Genomic DNA, 15618 nt, shown 5'->3' with positions numbered 1-15618 from the left:
TGGCACTCTTTTGGTCGAAATTTTAGAAAAGAGTGCCGTTCCGCTTCAAGAATAGGCGTAAACCGTTTATTCGGTAGGAGGGAATTATGAAAACAAAAGTTTATAAACGATCCGATTTTAAGCTCGCGATGATTTTGCTGGCTCCAAGTTTTGTTTTGCTTGCGGCGCTCGTACTTTATCCGATGCTATCGAACATTCATATTAGTTTTCTAGATATGCCGCTCAATCCAAATTTGAAATCGACATTTATTGGGTTGACGAATTATTTGGACATTTTAAAGGATCCAGAATTTTATAAGTCGCTTGGCCTGACAGTGGGCTACACGGTTTTAGTTGTGGCGGGCAGTACGGTGCTTGGGCTCGCTGTTGCGATTTTCTTTAACCGTGAATTTAAATTTAGAAAAACGGCGCGGTCGCTCATCATTTTGTCATATGTGACACCGTCGATTTCACTAATTTTTGCTTGGAAATATATGTTTAATAATGGATATGGTATTGTCAACTATTTTACGGTCGATTTACTGCACATTTTTGATTCTGCGCCACTTTGGTTTGATAATCCTGTTTCGAGTTTCTTTTTAGTCGTGCTTTTCGCGATTTGGCGCTATTTCCCGTACGCTTTCATTTCGTTTCTTGCCATTTTACAAACGATTGATAATTCGCTTTACGAAGCGGCGGATATGGACGGCGCGAACTTTTGGCAGAAATTTAAAATTGTTACTTTGCCGGCGATTATGCCTGTTTTAGCAACGGTTGTGACACTTCGGGCGATTTGGATGTTCTATATGTTCACCGATGTGTACTTACTTACGAATAAAGTCAACATTTTAGGGGTCTACTTGTATAAAACGGCGTTTGCCTTTAATGATTTAGGGAAAGCGGCGGCCATTTCAGTTATCCTCTTTGTCATTATTTTCGTGGTTATTATTTTTACAAGAAAGCGGGTGGATTTAAATGGCGGTAAGTAGCAAAAAAGCAAAACGCACGAAAAAAATCGTGTTTTATATTACCATGGTTGCCTTTTTGATAGTTTCCCTTTTCCCATTTTTCATTATGCTTATGACATCGTTCAAAGGGACGAAAGAAGCCATTTCAACGAGCCCAACAATTTTCCCGCGGGATTTTACGTGGCAACATTATATCGATATTTTTAATCCTGATATTTTCCCGTTTTTAACCTACTTTAAAAACAGTTTAATTGTGTCACTCGTTGCGGCTGGGGTCGCTGTGGCTCTTGGGATATTAGGCGCGTATGCATTGTCCAAACTGCGGTTTAAAGGACGCATCACTATAAACGCAAGCTTTTATACCGTGTACATGTTTTCAGGAATTTTGTTAATCGTTCCTTTGTTTAAAATTATTTCAAGTTTAGGCTTGTATGACACAGAAACGTCGCTAATCATTACAATGGTGGTGCAAACCTTGCCGACAGCTGTCTTCATGTTGAAAAGCTATTTTGACACCATACCGGACGATATTGAGGAAGCCGCGATGATGGACGGCCTAAACCGCTTCCAAATTATCTTGCGGATTATTATTCCGCTTGCCGTTTCTGGCATCATTTCCGTGTTCGTGTACTGTTTCATGGTTGCTTGGAACGACTATTTATTCGCCTCGATTTTCCTATCGAGTTCCGAGAAATTCACCCTCCCAATTGGGCTGAACACGCTATTTAGCACGCCTGATTACATTTGGGGTCGAATGATGGCAGCCTCGCTTATTACGGCGCTTCCAGTTGTGATTATGTACGCGTTGTCAGAGCGCTTTATTAAAGGGAATTTAACTGACGGCGGCGTCAAAGGCTAGCAGGCTGAACGGTATTTTTTGCCAAAAAGCGAGGACTTAGTAAAACATTGAATTGAAAGGAAGTTTGTTAGATGAAAAAATTAGTTGCGACAGAGCCGCGTGTGGCGGCGCTTGTGGAATATGAAGAAGTAGCTATTCAGAAAGATGAAGTGAAAATAAAGGTTGAATTTGCTTCGCCAAAACATGGGACGGAAGTGGTTGATTTTAGAGGGATTAGTCCTTTTATTGATGAAGAATTTTCGGCAGAATGGAATATGTTTGTGAAGCGCGACGAGGGGGCGAAACGCGGCATTGAATTCGGCGACTTGCCGCTTGGTAACATGATTTGTGGTGAAATTACGGAGGTTGGGGAAACTGTGACCGAATATGCGGTCGGAGATAAAGTACTCACTTACGGACAAATTCGAGAAACCGTCATTGCAAAAGGCGTGAACAATTATAAGTTGCGTAAAATCCCAGCCGGCGGTAGTTACAAAAATGCTGTTTGCTATGATCCTGCCCAATTTGCTATGAGCGGCGTTCGCGACGCACATGTTCGCGCAGGGGATTTTGTCGTCGTTGTAGGTCTAGGCGCTATCGGACAAATTGCTATCCAGCTTGCCAAAAAAGCGGGTGCAAGTATTGTTATCGGTGTGGACCCAATTGCGCATCGCCTAGAAATTGCTAAAAAACATGGCGCCGATTTCACTTTTGACCCTACAAAAGTCGATGTCGGCCTCGAAATCAAAAAAGTGACGAATAAACTGGGCGCCGATTCGATTATTGAAACAAGCGGCAACTCGGCGGCGCTACAAAGCGCACTGCGCGGCATTGCATACGGTGGGATTATTTCCTACGTGGCTTTCGCCAAACCGTTTCCAGATGGCTTCAATTTAGGACGCGAAGCTCATTTTAATAACGCGAAAATTGTCTTTTCCCGTGCGGCAAGCGAACCAAATCCAGATTATCCACGCTGGGACAGAAAACGCATTGAAGACACGTGTTTTGAGCTTTTGATGAACGGCTATTTGGACTGTGAGGATATCATTGACCCGGTCATTCCATTTTCTGAAAGCGCGGCTGGCTTCATGAAATACGTGGATCAGCACCCAGATGAAAGCATTAAAATGGGCATTAACTTTTAAGGAGAGATTAGGATGAAAATCGGAACGCAAAACCAAGCATTTTTTCCAGAAAATATTCAAGAAAAATTTCAGTATGTGAAAGATTTAGGCTTCGATGGTTTTGAAATCGACGGCAAGCAACTTGTTCAAAATCTAGAAGAAATAAAAGCGGCGATCAAGACGACCGGACTGCCAGTTTCAACCGCGTGTGGCGGCTATGATGGCTGGATTGGCGATTTCATCGAAGAAAGACGTTTGCGAGGTTTGGAAGAGATTAAAGCCATTTTACGCGCTTTAAAGGAGGTTAACGGCAAAGGCATTGTTGTGCCGGCGGCCTGGGGCATGTTCACGTATCGCCTCCCGCCAATGACGTCTCCGCGCTCTACTGAAGGCGATTTTGCAGCGGTCAGCGCTTCGCTAATTGAGCTTGACAAGGTAGCGGGCGAAACGGGTACAACGATTTTTCTTGAGCCGCTCAACCGCTATCAGGACCATATGATTAATACGCTTCAAGATGCCCAAGATTATATTGATAAAAATGAGCTGTCGAATGTGAAAATTATCGCCGATTTTTACCATATGAATATTGAAGAGGACGGTATTTCAGAGGCACTGACGGCGCATCAAAAAGATGTGAAACACATTCACCTTGCCGATAATCATCGGTATCAGCCGGGCAGCGGGGCGCTTGATTTTAAAAAGCATTTCGATACGCTAAAAGAGCTTGGTTACGATGGTTATATGACGTTTGAATGCCGTATTCGCAGTGAGAATGAAGAGCAGGCTTATAAAGAGGCGCTTGCACATATTAAAAGTTGTTTGTAGTTAGGGGTTAATGGGATGAAAAAGAGAGTGGCGATAATTGGGGCAGGGCAAGTGGCAGAAACGGTTCATGCTGAGTATTATAAGACGCGACCGGAGCTTATTCTTGCGGCTGTTTGTGATCCGAATTTAAAGCGTGCGGAGGAATTTGCGGAACAAAACGGCTTTTTAGCAGCATATTCGGATGCTAAATCGCTGTTTTTAAATGAAAAAGTGGATATGGTGAGCATTTGTACGCCGAATCGTTTCCACTTTGAAAATGTGATGTTGGCGCTTCAAAACGGTGCGCACGTCATGTGCGAGAAGCCACCTGCGATGACGCCTGAAGAGGCGCTCGCGATGGCTGAGGAAGCCGCATCAAGAGGGCTCGTACTCGCGTATGATTTTCACCACCGTTTTTCAGATGAAGCGCGGTTTTTAAAACAAGAGAAAAAGCTTTTTGGCGACATTTATATTGCCCGTGCTAGAGCGCTTCGGCGTTCTGGCGTGCCGGGTTGGGGGACGTTTACGAACAAGGAAATTCAAGGCGGAGGGCCGCTGATTGATATTGGCATTCACATGCTCGATACGGCGATGTACGTGCTTGATTTCCCGGAAGTTAAGCGCGTTATGGCAAAAAGTTTCCAAAAAATTGGTACGAAAAAACGGACGGGCTCGTTTGGCAGCTGGGATCCGGAAAAATTCACGGTGGAAGATGCGCTTCTCGGCTGGATTGAGTTTGCGGACGGGAGTGTGCTGGAACTCGAAACGTCTTTTGCTTTGCATATGAAGGAAGAACGGATTTTTGATGTTGCGTTTTTCGGGGATCGGGCGGGCGGAACGCTCTACCCAGCGGAAATTTATACGGATACGGACGGCGAGCTAGAAATGCTCTGGGAACCTCGTTTTAATCAAAAAGATAGTCATCCAGAAAGCATGGCGGCTTTTGTTGAAAAAGTTCTTTCAGGGACGGGTGAAGTCGCTTCCGGCGAGCAAGGGTATGTCATCCAGCGTCTTGTTGCCGCACTTTATGAGTCCGCCGAGAAGGAAGAGTGTGTCTATTTATGAGATGGTCAGAACGCGAATTTAAAATGGAATGTTTAAATAAATATGGCACTCTTTTTACGGTTGGAAATGGAAATCTAGGCGTGCGCGGCGCGTTTGAAGAGGACTACTCCGAGCAGGTGCGCGGCATGTATGTAGCGGGACTTTACAATAAGCCTGCTGGCGGCGTCAGCGCCGAACTCGTCAACTTGCCTGATGTGATGCGGTTTAAAATTACACTGGACGGTGAAATGTTCTCCATGCAGCTAGGAAAGCTCGCTCAATTTGAACTATCCTTAGATTTGGCGACAGGAGAACTCGTCCGCCAAATCGAGTGGCGCAGTCCGAAAAACAAGTCCTATCAATTGGAGTTTCGCCGTTTTGCGTCCAAACAAACGAAGTCGCTTATTGCGAGCCATGTGTCGATTACACCGCTTTCTGGCGATGCTCTAATTACAATTGAAACGGGTATTGATGGGCAGCAAACCAATTTTGGCACACAGCAATTAATTGAGCGGGAACTGCGCGTTTTGGGGGAAACTCGCATGTATGCTTCGTATGAAACAACAGAAAGCCAAGCGAACATGACGATTATTTCAACACTTTCTGAAAAAGCTGTTTTTTTTGCGAAAAATCGCCAATTAACGGGTAAAGTAACGTATCAAGCAGTGAAAAATAAAATGATAACGCTTCAAAAAATGACGCATATTTTCACAGATGCTGAAATCGATATAGCTGCTATTCCAGCAGAAAATTATGATGCTTGTTTGGCAGAATCAGCATCAAAATGGCAGGAATTTTGGCAAGTTGCGGGTATTCAAATTCAAGCGGACGATGCGCATGACCAATTGCTCGTTTCATTTGCGCTGTACCATCTTGAAATTATGACGCCAAATGGGGAGGTGCCTCTTAGTGTCGGCGCGAAAGGGCTGACCGGAGAGGGCTACAAGGGGCACGTTTTTTGGGACACGGAAATCTTTATTTTACCTTTTGTGCTACATAAAAAGCCAAGTGAAGCCAAAAGCCTGCTGCTCTACCGCTATCACCGCCTTGAAAAAGCGCGTGAAAAAGCGCGTAAGAACGGCTACAAAGGAGCTTTATTCCCGTGGGAAAGTGCTTTTAGTGGCGATGAGGAGACGCCTCTTTTTGCGGCGATTAATATTCAAACTGGGAAGCGGCAGAAAATTGCGTCGGCACTTGCGGAGCACCACATTGTGGCGGATATTGCGTTTGCGGTGGTGGCTTATTACGCGGCGACGAAAGACGATGCTTTTATGCGCGCTTGCGGGGCCGAATTGCTCCTCGAAACGGCGAAATTTTGGCTAAGTCGCGCGGAAAAAGCGGGAGACAAGCTCGTTATTCGGGACGTCATTGGGCCTGATGAATACACGGAACACGTTGATAATAACGCCTACACGAACTATATGGCGCACTTTAACGTGCAGGAAGCCGCCAAATGGAACCCAGCGTTTAAACCGCAGGCGGAAAAATTTTTGCAAGGACTTCATTTGCCAAAACCGAACGCGGAGGGTATCATTCCACAAGACGATACTTTTTTACAGAAGCCCGTTATTTCTTTGGAAAAATATAAGAAAAAACAAGGTAGCCAAAGCATTTTGCTAGACTACGCGCGTTCAGAAGTCAACGAAATGCAAATTTTAAAACAGGCCGATGTGGTTATGCTGCTCTATTTATTCCCGGCGCTGTTTCCAAAAAGTGTTATGGCAAAAAATCTAGCGTTTTATGAGGCGCGAACGATTCATGATTCATCGCTTAGTAAAGCCATTCATGCCATTATAGCTCAGTGGTGTGGCAACCGCGAACTTAGTTACCGCTTTTTCAAAGAGGCTTGTCGCATTGATTTTGGCGATAATCCGCACTCGTCAGATGACGGAATTCACGCGGCCTCACTTGGCGCCATTTGGCTCATGGTGATTCACGGTTTTTCTGGCATTCAAATTCGCGACGGCGTCCTATCGGTTAATCCGGATTTACCGGATAGCTGGCATGAATTGCGTTTTCAGTTCTGCTATTTAGGAGAACAATTGGCTTTTGCGCTCACAAAAAGCGCGCTTCGTATCGAAAAACAAACGGATGTGCCGATGCAGCTTTCCGTTTTAGGCAAAAAATATGTGTTAGAACAAACATTAACAATAAAATTTTAGGAGGTAGCGCCATGAAAGTAGTGATTGCGCCCGATTCATTTAAAGAGAGTTTGTCCGCGAAAGAAGTGGCTGCAAGCATTCGCGCAGGTTTTGCGCAGGTTTTCCCACACGCAGAATACGTTTTGCTTCCAGTAGCTGATGGCGGCGAAGGGACGCTCGCGGTGCTTTCTGACGCGTACGAGGCGGAAGTTCAGGAGCTCGAAGTAACTGGCCCTTTGGGAGGAAAGCGGAATGTGTCATACGCTTTTAAAGAGCACACTGCTTTCATTGAAATGGCCGAAGTTTGCGGGCTCGACTTAATCCCGCGTGAAATGCGCAACCCTCTAAAAGTGAGCACATTTGGCGTCGGGGAACTCATTCGCCATGCGATAAATTTGGGCGCCACAGAAATTCTAGTCGGCGTTGGCGGTAGCGCCTCAAATGATGGTGGAATTGGAATGGCAGCAGGTATGGGTTACCGCTTCCTAGACGCTGCGGAAAATGAAGTGGCACCAATTGGTGAAAACCTAACGCGCATCACGCAAATTGATGGCACAGGTGTTCCAAAGGCGCTTGAAAACGTCAAAATTCGCGTCATAAGCGATGTGGCGAGTCCGCTTTGTGGGGATAACGGCGCGACAGCCATTTTTGGACCTCAAAAAGGGTTGCCGCAAGCTGAAATTGCCCGCGTTGACGCCATGCTCGCCGATTTTTATACCCGCCATTTTGGCCGCATTCCAACTGAACCAGGTAGCGGAGCGGGAGGTGGAATGGGTGCCGGACTTGCCGAATTCCTTTCTGCGGAACTGAACGCTGGAATTGAATTCGTCTTAGCTCGCTTAAAGATGCAAAAAGTCTGCCAAGATGCTGATTTTATCATTGTGGGCGAAGGGCGCATGGACGGTCAAACCGCGCAAGGAAAAGCGCCGCTTGGTGTAGCAGAATGTGCCCCCAAAAACGTGCCCGTCATCGCCATCTGTGGTAGTGTGACAGAAGACGTTTCGGAGCTTTATTCAAAAGGTATTACGGCTGTTTTCCCTTCAATAGGTCGTGTAGCTCCGCTTGCTGAAACGCTCTATGACGCGGCTGAAAATATTGAACGGACAGCTCGCAATGTCGCAGCGCTAGTGACAAGAGGCTTCTAAAAGCTGATTTTTTGAGTTCGTTTCAAGATAAATAGATTTAAAAGCATAAATCTAGTAATAAAGCCATTTTGAGGATGGTAGTTACTAGGTTTATGCTTATTTTTGTTTATCATAATGCTGAAGTAGGATATAAGGTAGAACTTTAAAGAATTGCCACAAACAAGATTTGAAATGTGTAAACTACACAAGCGTTTCAAAGTTATCAATTATAATATGATAGGGTGTGATTGAAACAAAAGTTTAAGTTTTTTTATTGCGTTTAAAATTTTATAACATTTTTCTTTTCAGCGATATAAAATAAAGCCAAATATTTTCTGTAATTTTTACGTTGTCCGTGGTTTTATTTTAATCATGGAAAAGTTATTTAGTTAATCATGTGGTGACAATAAAGAACGTTTATTAAAGAGTTGTTTTAGGATAGTGAAAGCAATGGTTTAATAGAGATTGACTAATGTTTTAAAAATAGTCACAAAAATTTTTTTAAATGTGTAAATTACGCATAGGTTTTGAAGTTAGTAATGCTAAAATCTAATGGCATACGGTATTATATGCAACCACATTTCGTAAGAGAAAGGATGTTTATCAAATTAATAGATTACAAAGGAAGGGAAGAAAGATGCCAAATTTCAAAAAAGGATTTGCTGGCATTGCAATTTTGCTATTGATCATTCAAACGCTTGTATCTCCCATTGTTAGTTTAGCTGCAACAAACACTAACTCAGGTACAGAAGATCAAGTGCTTAAATTATCAACGGAAAATCAGAACGTTAAAACGGGCTCTAATTTTGATGTTCATATTTCCCAAACAAGTGGTGATACAGCAACAATTGCAATCCCAAATGATATTTCCTTTGATAAAGTTGCCGACAACAACTTAAAAGCAAACATTAAAACTGCAACTTTTAACCAAGATAAATCAGAAATCACGATTACTTGGAATGAGGATAAAAAAGATAACGCCGCTGATTTAACATTGAAGGCTGAAAAAGCGGGTAATTATGGTCTTATCGGTAAAACAACTATAGATGGTGTGGATCACACATCAAACACATTGCTAATTACGGCAGAAAGCTCGTTAGGAACGCCTTCACTTAAATCTGGGACTGTCAATGCTGATATTGATATTGCTCCAGTGAACGCTTCTGTTCAAGCAGGGCAAGATACTGTTTTTGCTTTGAACTTTAAAGTAACAGGAAGTCAAATAACATATCAAAATGCAAATATTACTATTGATCTTCCAGCGAATGGTTCATTTACGCAGGATTTAAATGAGTTGGCCATTTTCAATGTTGTTCCAAGCTATGATGCTAATGCACATCGTTTAACGTATCATTTTGATACATTAAGTGCTGGGCAAGCAGAGCAAGTAATTATTAAGGTACACACTGAAAATGGTGTCACAACGGATGGAACACAGTTCGTTGCAAAGGCTAGTTTCACAGCTGATAATTTTACTGGAAATGCAACAGATGATGCAACTGTTACAGCAAAAGCTTCATCAAGTGTTTCGGTTTCAAAAGCATATGTAGAAACATTGAAAAATGGTACTGCAAGTAGTGATCCAGCAGTAGAAGGCGATACTGGTGTATGGTCTATCAAAGTTAATGCAGATGCAAAAGACACAGGCTTACTTTACTTTAAAGAAGGAAGTAAAATTAAAGTAGTAGATACGATTCCCGCGGGATTAACTTATGTTAGTGATGATTCTGGCGGAGTGTATGATAGCGCAGCACGAACTGTAACATGGGAATTTGATGCACCTACGATTGATGCACAAAAAGCAGTAGCAAGCGGAGAGTCCTTATTTAATAAAACGATTGAAGTCCGTACGACTTATGATGCGGGCATAACGGAGATAACATCCTATACGAATACCGCTACGGTTTCAGCTGTAGATTACAGTGATCAAGCGATTTCTAAGGATGCAACCGCTAAGACGTATGCGGGTCCATTTGGTGGAGATGTTCCAGCACCATCTGGAACGCTTATTACTCCAGTGCATTATGGTCCTAAGGATGCAGAAGGCGGTGTTGGCGGAGATAGTACTAATCCAAATCCAAGTGTATATGATAGTGCTCGTTTAGGGTTTTCTATCGCGTTAACAAACTACACAACAAATAGTCGTACGATGGATTATGATAAATACGAAGTTAATTATAATATTGATGACGCACTAAATTTAAGTGAGTTTGTGATTAATTCTAGTAACTATAACCCGGATGCTGCTCCCCCTGATGCGGTTTCTGTTGACCCTTCAAAAGAATCGAAAGTGGATATCTATGTCACGATTAATGGGCAAGAACAATTACTAGCACAAGGTGTTGGACCAGGAACATATAAATTACATGATTATGGAATTGCTGATGGGACGCATGTTAGTAAGATTCGATACTCCTATCAATATCGACCAGCAGGATATAACAATTGGATTTATATGTACTATAGTGTGGAGTCTGGATATACAGGTACAATTTCTAATACGGTTTCCTATGATGTTACAGGTTATGATGTAGCAGGAAATCAAGTTTCTTGGAATAATGATGCTGATATAAATGATAGTTCGAAGCTGACAGGTGCAAGAACAGCAACCATTGTGCCAAAACCAGCAGGTTCTATTCCAATTCTTAGTAGCTCTATCAAAATAGTAAATCAAGAAAACGGGATTGTTCAACCAGGAAGAAATTTTGTTCAAGGTCAATTAGCTAATGACACTTCTTCTGTAGAAAAAGCAGGAAGTCCATTAGAAGAGATGTTGTTGCTTCCAAAAGGGGTTACCGTGGATGAAGCGAATCCTATGTATCAAATGGCTGATCAGCTTACGTGGGGATCAGCTACCACTGATGGAAATAACAAAGAGGGAACTATTAAAATAGTTGATTCCAACTACAATGGAACGGGGCAACAACTAATTCACGTTAAATGGAATGAAGATAGTTTATATCCTGGAAAATCCATTTCTTATTTCTTCGCTGTTAATATTGCCGAAGATGCACCATCTACTTTAACACCAATGGTCTATGGTTCGGTTGGAGACGCTAATTTTGACGTTCCAACACAAACCGGGGATGTTATTACTAATTCTGTTAAAGTACAAGATACAAATGATATTAATGGCAATGGTAATGTAGATGAAAACTTAGTAGTTTCAGGTAATAAATACTATATTCTTCGCGAAGATAAGATTACGACTTCTAAACTTGTTAAAGGCGACCAAGATACGGAGTTTTCTAAATTTGGTCATACTTCATTAGGTGGAACAATTGATTATCAACTTAATCTTACAAATGACGGAGAAACCCAAGTTAATCAAATGGTATTAATGGACGTACTTCCTTCTGTTGGCGATTTAGGTATTACAGATAATACACAACGGGGAAGCCAATTTACACCAATTATGACGGGTCCGATTACAGTTCCGGCTGAATGGGCTGGAAAAGTAGCCATCACTTATAGTACGGCTACTAATCCGACTAGAGATGATTTAACAGAAAACGTTCTTTATCCAGAAACAACAACTCCAATTACAAATCCAATAGATGCGCAACAACCAAATTGGATGGACGCAACATCTGTAATGGATTGGAGTCAAATTCACAGCTTTAAGATTACTTTACTTGATAATGCAAGCTTTAATACTGGTGATAACATCGCGTTAAACTTCTCTATGCAAGCACCAACAGTGTTAGATGCAAGTTTAACAAACCCAACAATCGATGAACAAACTCGTGCAGCATGGAATTCATTTGCTTATGCTTCTAACAATCTACAAGCTGTTGAACCTGAACGTGTTGGTGTCGTTGTTAATGATGTACCGGAAGAACCAGTCATTCATAAAGATGTTGAGAACACACAACATGTAGACTTAACAAATCGTGATGATAGCTTTGACTGGCATGTAAATGCAATTTTTGGAAACACAACATCAACATGGACAGAAGCAAGTATCACCGATACCATTAACGACTCACTAGATATTCAAAATGTTACTGTAGTTGATGAAAACGGAACAGATGTAACAAGCAATGGTCAAGTAAACATTGATGGTAATAACATTTCGTTTGACTTAGCGATGCAAGATGGTAGTTTTAATTATTTAGCAGGTCATACGTACACGATGACGATTACGACAAAAATCAAAGATAGTGCAACAGATGAAGAATTAGCACCATATATTGCTTCAGGAGGAATTCCAAACCAAGCGGATCTACACTTTGGTGATGCCGGAGAAGTGATTCACTCTGAAATTCCAACTGTTACTCCACCGCCAGAGGAACCAGTCATTCATAAAGATGTTGAGAATACACAACATGTAGACTTAACAAATCGTGATGATAGCTTTGACTGGCATGTAAATGCAACTTTTGGAAACACAACAACATCATGGGCAGAAGCAAGTATCACCGATACCATTAACGACTTACTAGATATTCAAAATGTTACTGTAGTTGATGAAAATGGAACAGACGTAACAAGTAATGGTCAAGTAAACATTGATGGTAATAACATTTCGTTTGACTTAGCAACGCAAAATGGCGATTTCGCATATTTAGCAGGTCATACGTACACGATGACGATTACGACAAAAATCAAAGATAGTGCAACAGATGAAGAATTAGCACCATATATTGCTTCAGGAGGAATTCCAAACCAAGCGGATCTACACTTTGGTGATGCCGGAGAAGTGATTCACTCTGAAATTCCAACTGTTACTCCACCGCCAGAGGAACCAGTCATTCATAAAGATGTTGAGAATACACAACATGTAGACTTAACAAATCGTGATGATAGCTTTGACTGGCATGTAAATACAAGCTTTGGAAACACAACAACAACATGGACAGAAGCAAGTATCACCGATACCATTAACGACTTACTAGACATTCAAAATGTTACTGTAGTTGATGAAAATGGAACAGACGTAACAAGTAATGGTCAAGTAAACATTGATGGTAATAACATTTCGTTTGACTTAGCAACGCAAAATGGCGATTTCACATATTTAGCAGGTCATACGTACACGATGACGATTACGACAAAAATCAAAGATAGTGCAACAGATGAAGAATTAGCACCATATATCGCATCAGGAGGAATTCCAAACCAAGCAGATTTACACTTTGGTAATGCTGGAGAAGTGATTCACTCTGAAATTCCAACTGTGACGCCTCCGCCGGAGGAACCAGTGATTCATAAAGATGTGGAAAACACACAACATGTAGATTTAACAAACCGTGATGACAGCTTTGACTGGCATGTGAACGCAGAGTTTGGAAACACAACAACATCATGGACAGAAGCAAGTATTACGGATACAATCAATGACTTACTAGAAATTCAAAATGTTACTGTAGTTGATGAAAACGGAACAGATGTAACAGCCAATGGTCAAGTAAACATTGACGGCAACAACATTTCATTTGATTTAGCAATGAAAAATGGTGATTTCACGTATTTAGCAGGTCATACGTACACGATGACAATTACAACCAAAATCAAAGCTAGTGCGACAGACGAAGAATTAGCACCATATATCGCATCAGGAGGAATTCCAAACCAAGCAGATCTACACTTTGGTAATGCCGGAGAAGTGATTCATTCTGAAATTCCAACTGTTACTCCACCGCCAGAGGAACCAGTGATTCATAAAGATGTGGAAAACGTGCAACACCTAGACTTAACAAACCGCGATGACAGCTTTGACTGGCATGTAAATGCAACTTTTGGAAACACAACAACATCATGGGCAGAAGCAAGTATCACCGATACTATTAACGACTTACTAGACATTCAAAATGTTACTGTAGTTGATGAAAATGGAACAGACGTAACAAGCAATGGTCAAGTAAACATTGACGGTAACAACATTTCGTTTGACTTAGCAATGAAAAATGGCGATTTCACATATTTAGCAGGTCATACGTACACGATGACAATCACAACGAAAATCAAAGATAGTGCAACAGACGAAGAATTAGCACCATATATTGCTTCAGGAGGAATTCCAAACCAAGCGGATCTACACTTTGGTAATGCCGGAGAAGTGATTCACTCTGAAATTCCAACTGTTACTCCACCGCCAGAGGAACCAGTGATTCATAAAGATGTCGAGGACACGCAAGCTCTAGAGTTAACAAATCGTGACGACAGCTTTGACTGGCATGTAAAAACAAGCTTTGGAAATACAACAACATCATGGGCAGAAGCAAGTATCACCGATACTATTAACGACTTACTAGACATTCAAAATGTTACTGTAGTTGACGAAAACGGAACAGATGTAACAGGCAATGGTCAAGTAAACATTGATGGTAACAACATTTCGTTTGACTTAGCAATGAAAGATGGCGATTTCACGTATTTAGCAGGTCATACGTATACAATGACGATTACAACAAAAATCAAAGATAGTGCAACAGACGAAGAATTAGCACCGTATATTGCTTCAGGAGGAATTCCAAACCAAGCGGATCTACACTTTGGTGATGCCGGAGAAGTGATTCACTCTGAAATTCCAACTGTTACTCCACCGCCAGAGGAACCAGTGATTCATAAAGATGTTGAAAACGTGCAACACCTAGACTTAACAAACCGCGATGACAGCTTTGACTGGCATGTAAAAACAAGCTTTGGAAACACAACAACAACATGGGCAGAAGCAAGTATCACCGATACTATTAACGACTTACTAGACATTCAAAATGTTACTGTAGTTGATGAAAACGGAACAGATGTAACAGGCAATGGTCAAGTAAACATTGACGGTAACAACATTTCGTTTGACTTAGCAATGAAAGACGGCGATTTCACGTATTTAGCAGGTCATACGTACACGATGACAGTTACGACAAAAATCAAAGATAGTGCAACAGACGAAGAGTTAGCACCATATATTGCTTCAGGAGGAATTCCAAACCAAGCGGATCTACACTTTGGTAATGCTGGAGAAGTGATTCACTCTGAAATTCCAACTGTTACTCCTCCAACAGAGGAGCCAGTGATTCATAAAGATGTCGAGAACACACAACACCTAGACTTGGCAAACCGCGATGACAGCTTTGACTGGCATGTAAAAACAAGCTTTGGAAACACAACATCATCATGGGCACAAGCTAACATCAGCGATGCAGTTAATGACCTACTAGACATTCAAAATGTTACTGTAGTTGATGAAAACGGAACAGATGTAACAGGCAATGGTCAAGTAAACATTGATGGAAACAACGTTTCGTTTGACTTAGCGAAGAAAGATGGCGACTTCTCGTATCTAGCAGGTCATACGTATACAATGACGATTACGACAAAAATCAAAGATAGTGCGACAAACGAAGAATTAGCGCCATTTGTTAAAAATGGGGGTATTCCAAATAGTGCGAGCCTAACATTTGGTGAAACATCTAAAACAATCTATTCGGAAAAACCAACAGTAACACCACCACTTGATTATCCTGCTGGTAATCTACCTCATACAGGTGATACCGACAACATGATTTGGATACTTGCTGGTGCACTTGTACTACTAGGCACGCTTACGCTTGTAGCGCGCAGAAAACGTAACAATAACGCTTAACACAACAA

8 protein-coding genes are annotated in these 15618 nt (G+C 41.8%); all 8 read left to right on the top strand.

Going from position 1 to position 15618, the window contains the following annotated elements:
- The first annotated feature begins 86 nt into the window (after nt 1–86).
- The 8 genes from BN1609_RS08650 (at nt 87) to BN1609_RS08615 (ending at nt 15610) form a co-directional block, all read left to right on the top strand.
- Entirely contained in the window at nt 87–968 is an 882-nt protein-coding gene (locus BN1609_RS08650) for a carbohydrate ABC transporter permease (protein ID WP_088810098.1), read from the top strand.
- Nucleotides 955–1806: a carbohydrate ABC transporter permease gene (locus BN1609_RS08645; RefSeq protein ID WP_088840759.1), complete on the top strand. Its 852-nt coding sequence runs from the start codon at nt 955–957 to the stop codon at nt 1804–1806. Before BN1609_RS08650 ends, BN1609_RS08645 begins: the two co-directional genes overlap by 14 nt.
- Nucleotides 1807–1877: 71 nt before the next feature.
- Nucleotides 1878–2930 carry a zinc-binding alcohol dehydrogenase gene (locus BN1609_RS08640; RefSeq protein ID WP_088810096.1) on the top strand — a complete coding sequence of 351 codons (1053 nt, stop codon included), beginning with the start codon at nt 1878–1880 and terminating at the stop codon, nt 2928–2930.
- Between the two features lie 12 nt (nt 2931–2942).
- The gene (locus BN1609_RS08635) at nt 2943–3734 is read left to right on the top strand and encodes a sugar phosphate isomerase/epimerase (RefSeq protein WP_088810095.1); all 792 of its coding nucleotides are present in this window, start codon (nt 2943–2945) and stop codon (nt 3732–3734) included.
- Between the two features lie 15 nt (nt 3735–3749).
- Nucleotides 3750–4778: a Gfo/Idh/MocA family protein gene (locus BN1609_RS08630; RefSeq protein WP_088840758.1), complete on the top strand. Its 1029-nt coding sequence runs from the start codon at nt 3750–3752 to the stop codon at nt 4776–4778.
- Complete coding sequence (locus tag BN1609_RS08625) at nt 4775–6919, top strand: glycoside hydrolase family 65 protein (protein ID WP_088840757.1); 2145 nt, start codon at nt 4775–4777, stop codon at nt 6917–6919. Before BN1609_RS08630 ends, BN1609_RS08625 begins: the two co-directional genes overlap by 4 nt.
- A gap of 11 nt (nt 6920–6930) precedes the next feature.
- On the top strand, nt 6931–8043 hold the full coding sequence (locus tag BN1609_RS08620) for a glycerate kinase (protein WP_088840756.1): 1113 nt from the start codon (nt 6931–6933) through the stop codon (nt 8041–8043).
- A gap of 616 nt (nt 8044–8659) precedes the next feature.
- A complete protein-coding gene (locus tag BN1609_RS08615) occupies nt 8660–15610 on the top strand; it encodes an isopeptide-forming domain-containing fimbrial protein (RefSeq protein WP_088840755.1) in 6951 nt (2316 codons plus the stop codon).
- Nucleotides 15611–15618: the final 8 nt, after the last annotated feature.

The organism is Listeria sp. ILCC797 (genome assembly GCF_900186185.1).
Taxonomy (GTDB): Bacteria; Bacillota; Bacilli; order Lactobacillales; family Listeriaceae; genus Listeria; species Listeria goaensis.
Note: the sequence above shows the minus strand (reverse complement) of the source record. Positions and strands in the feature narration are given on the sequence as shown.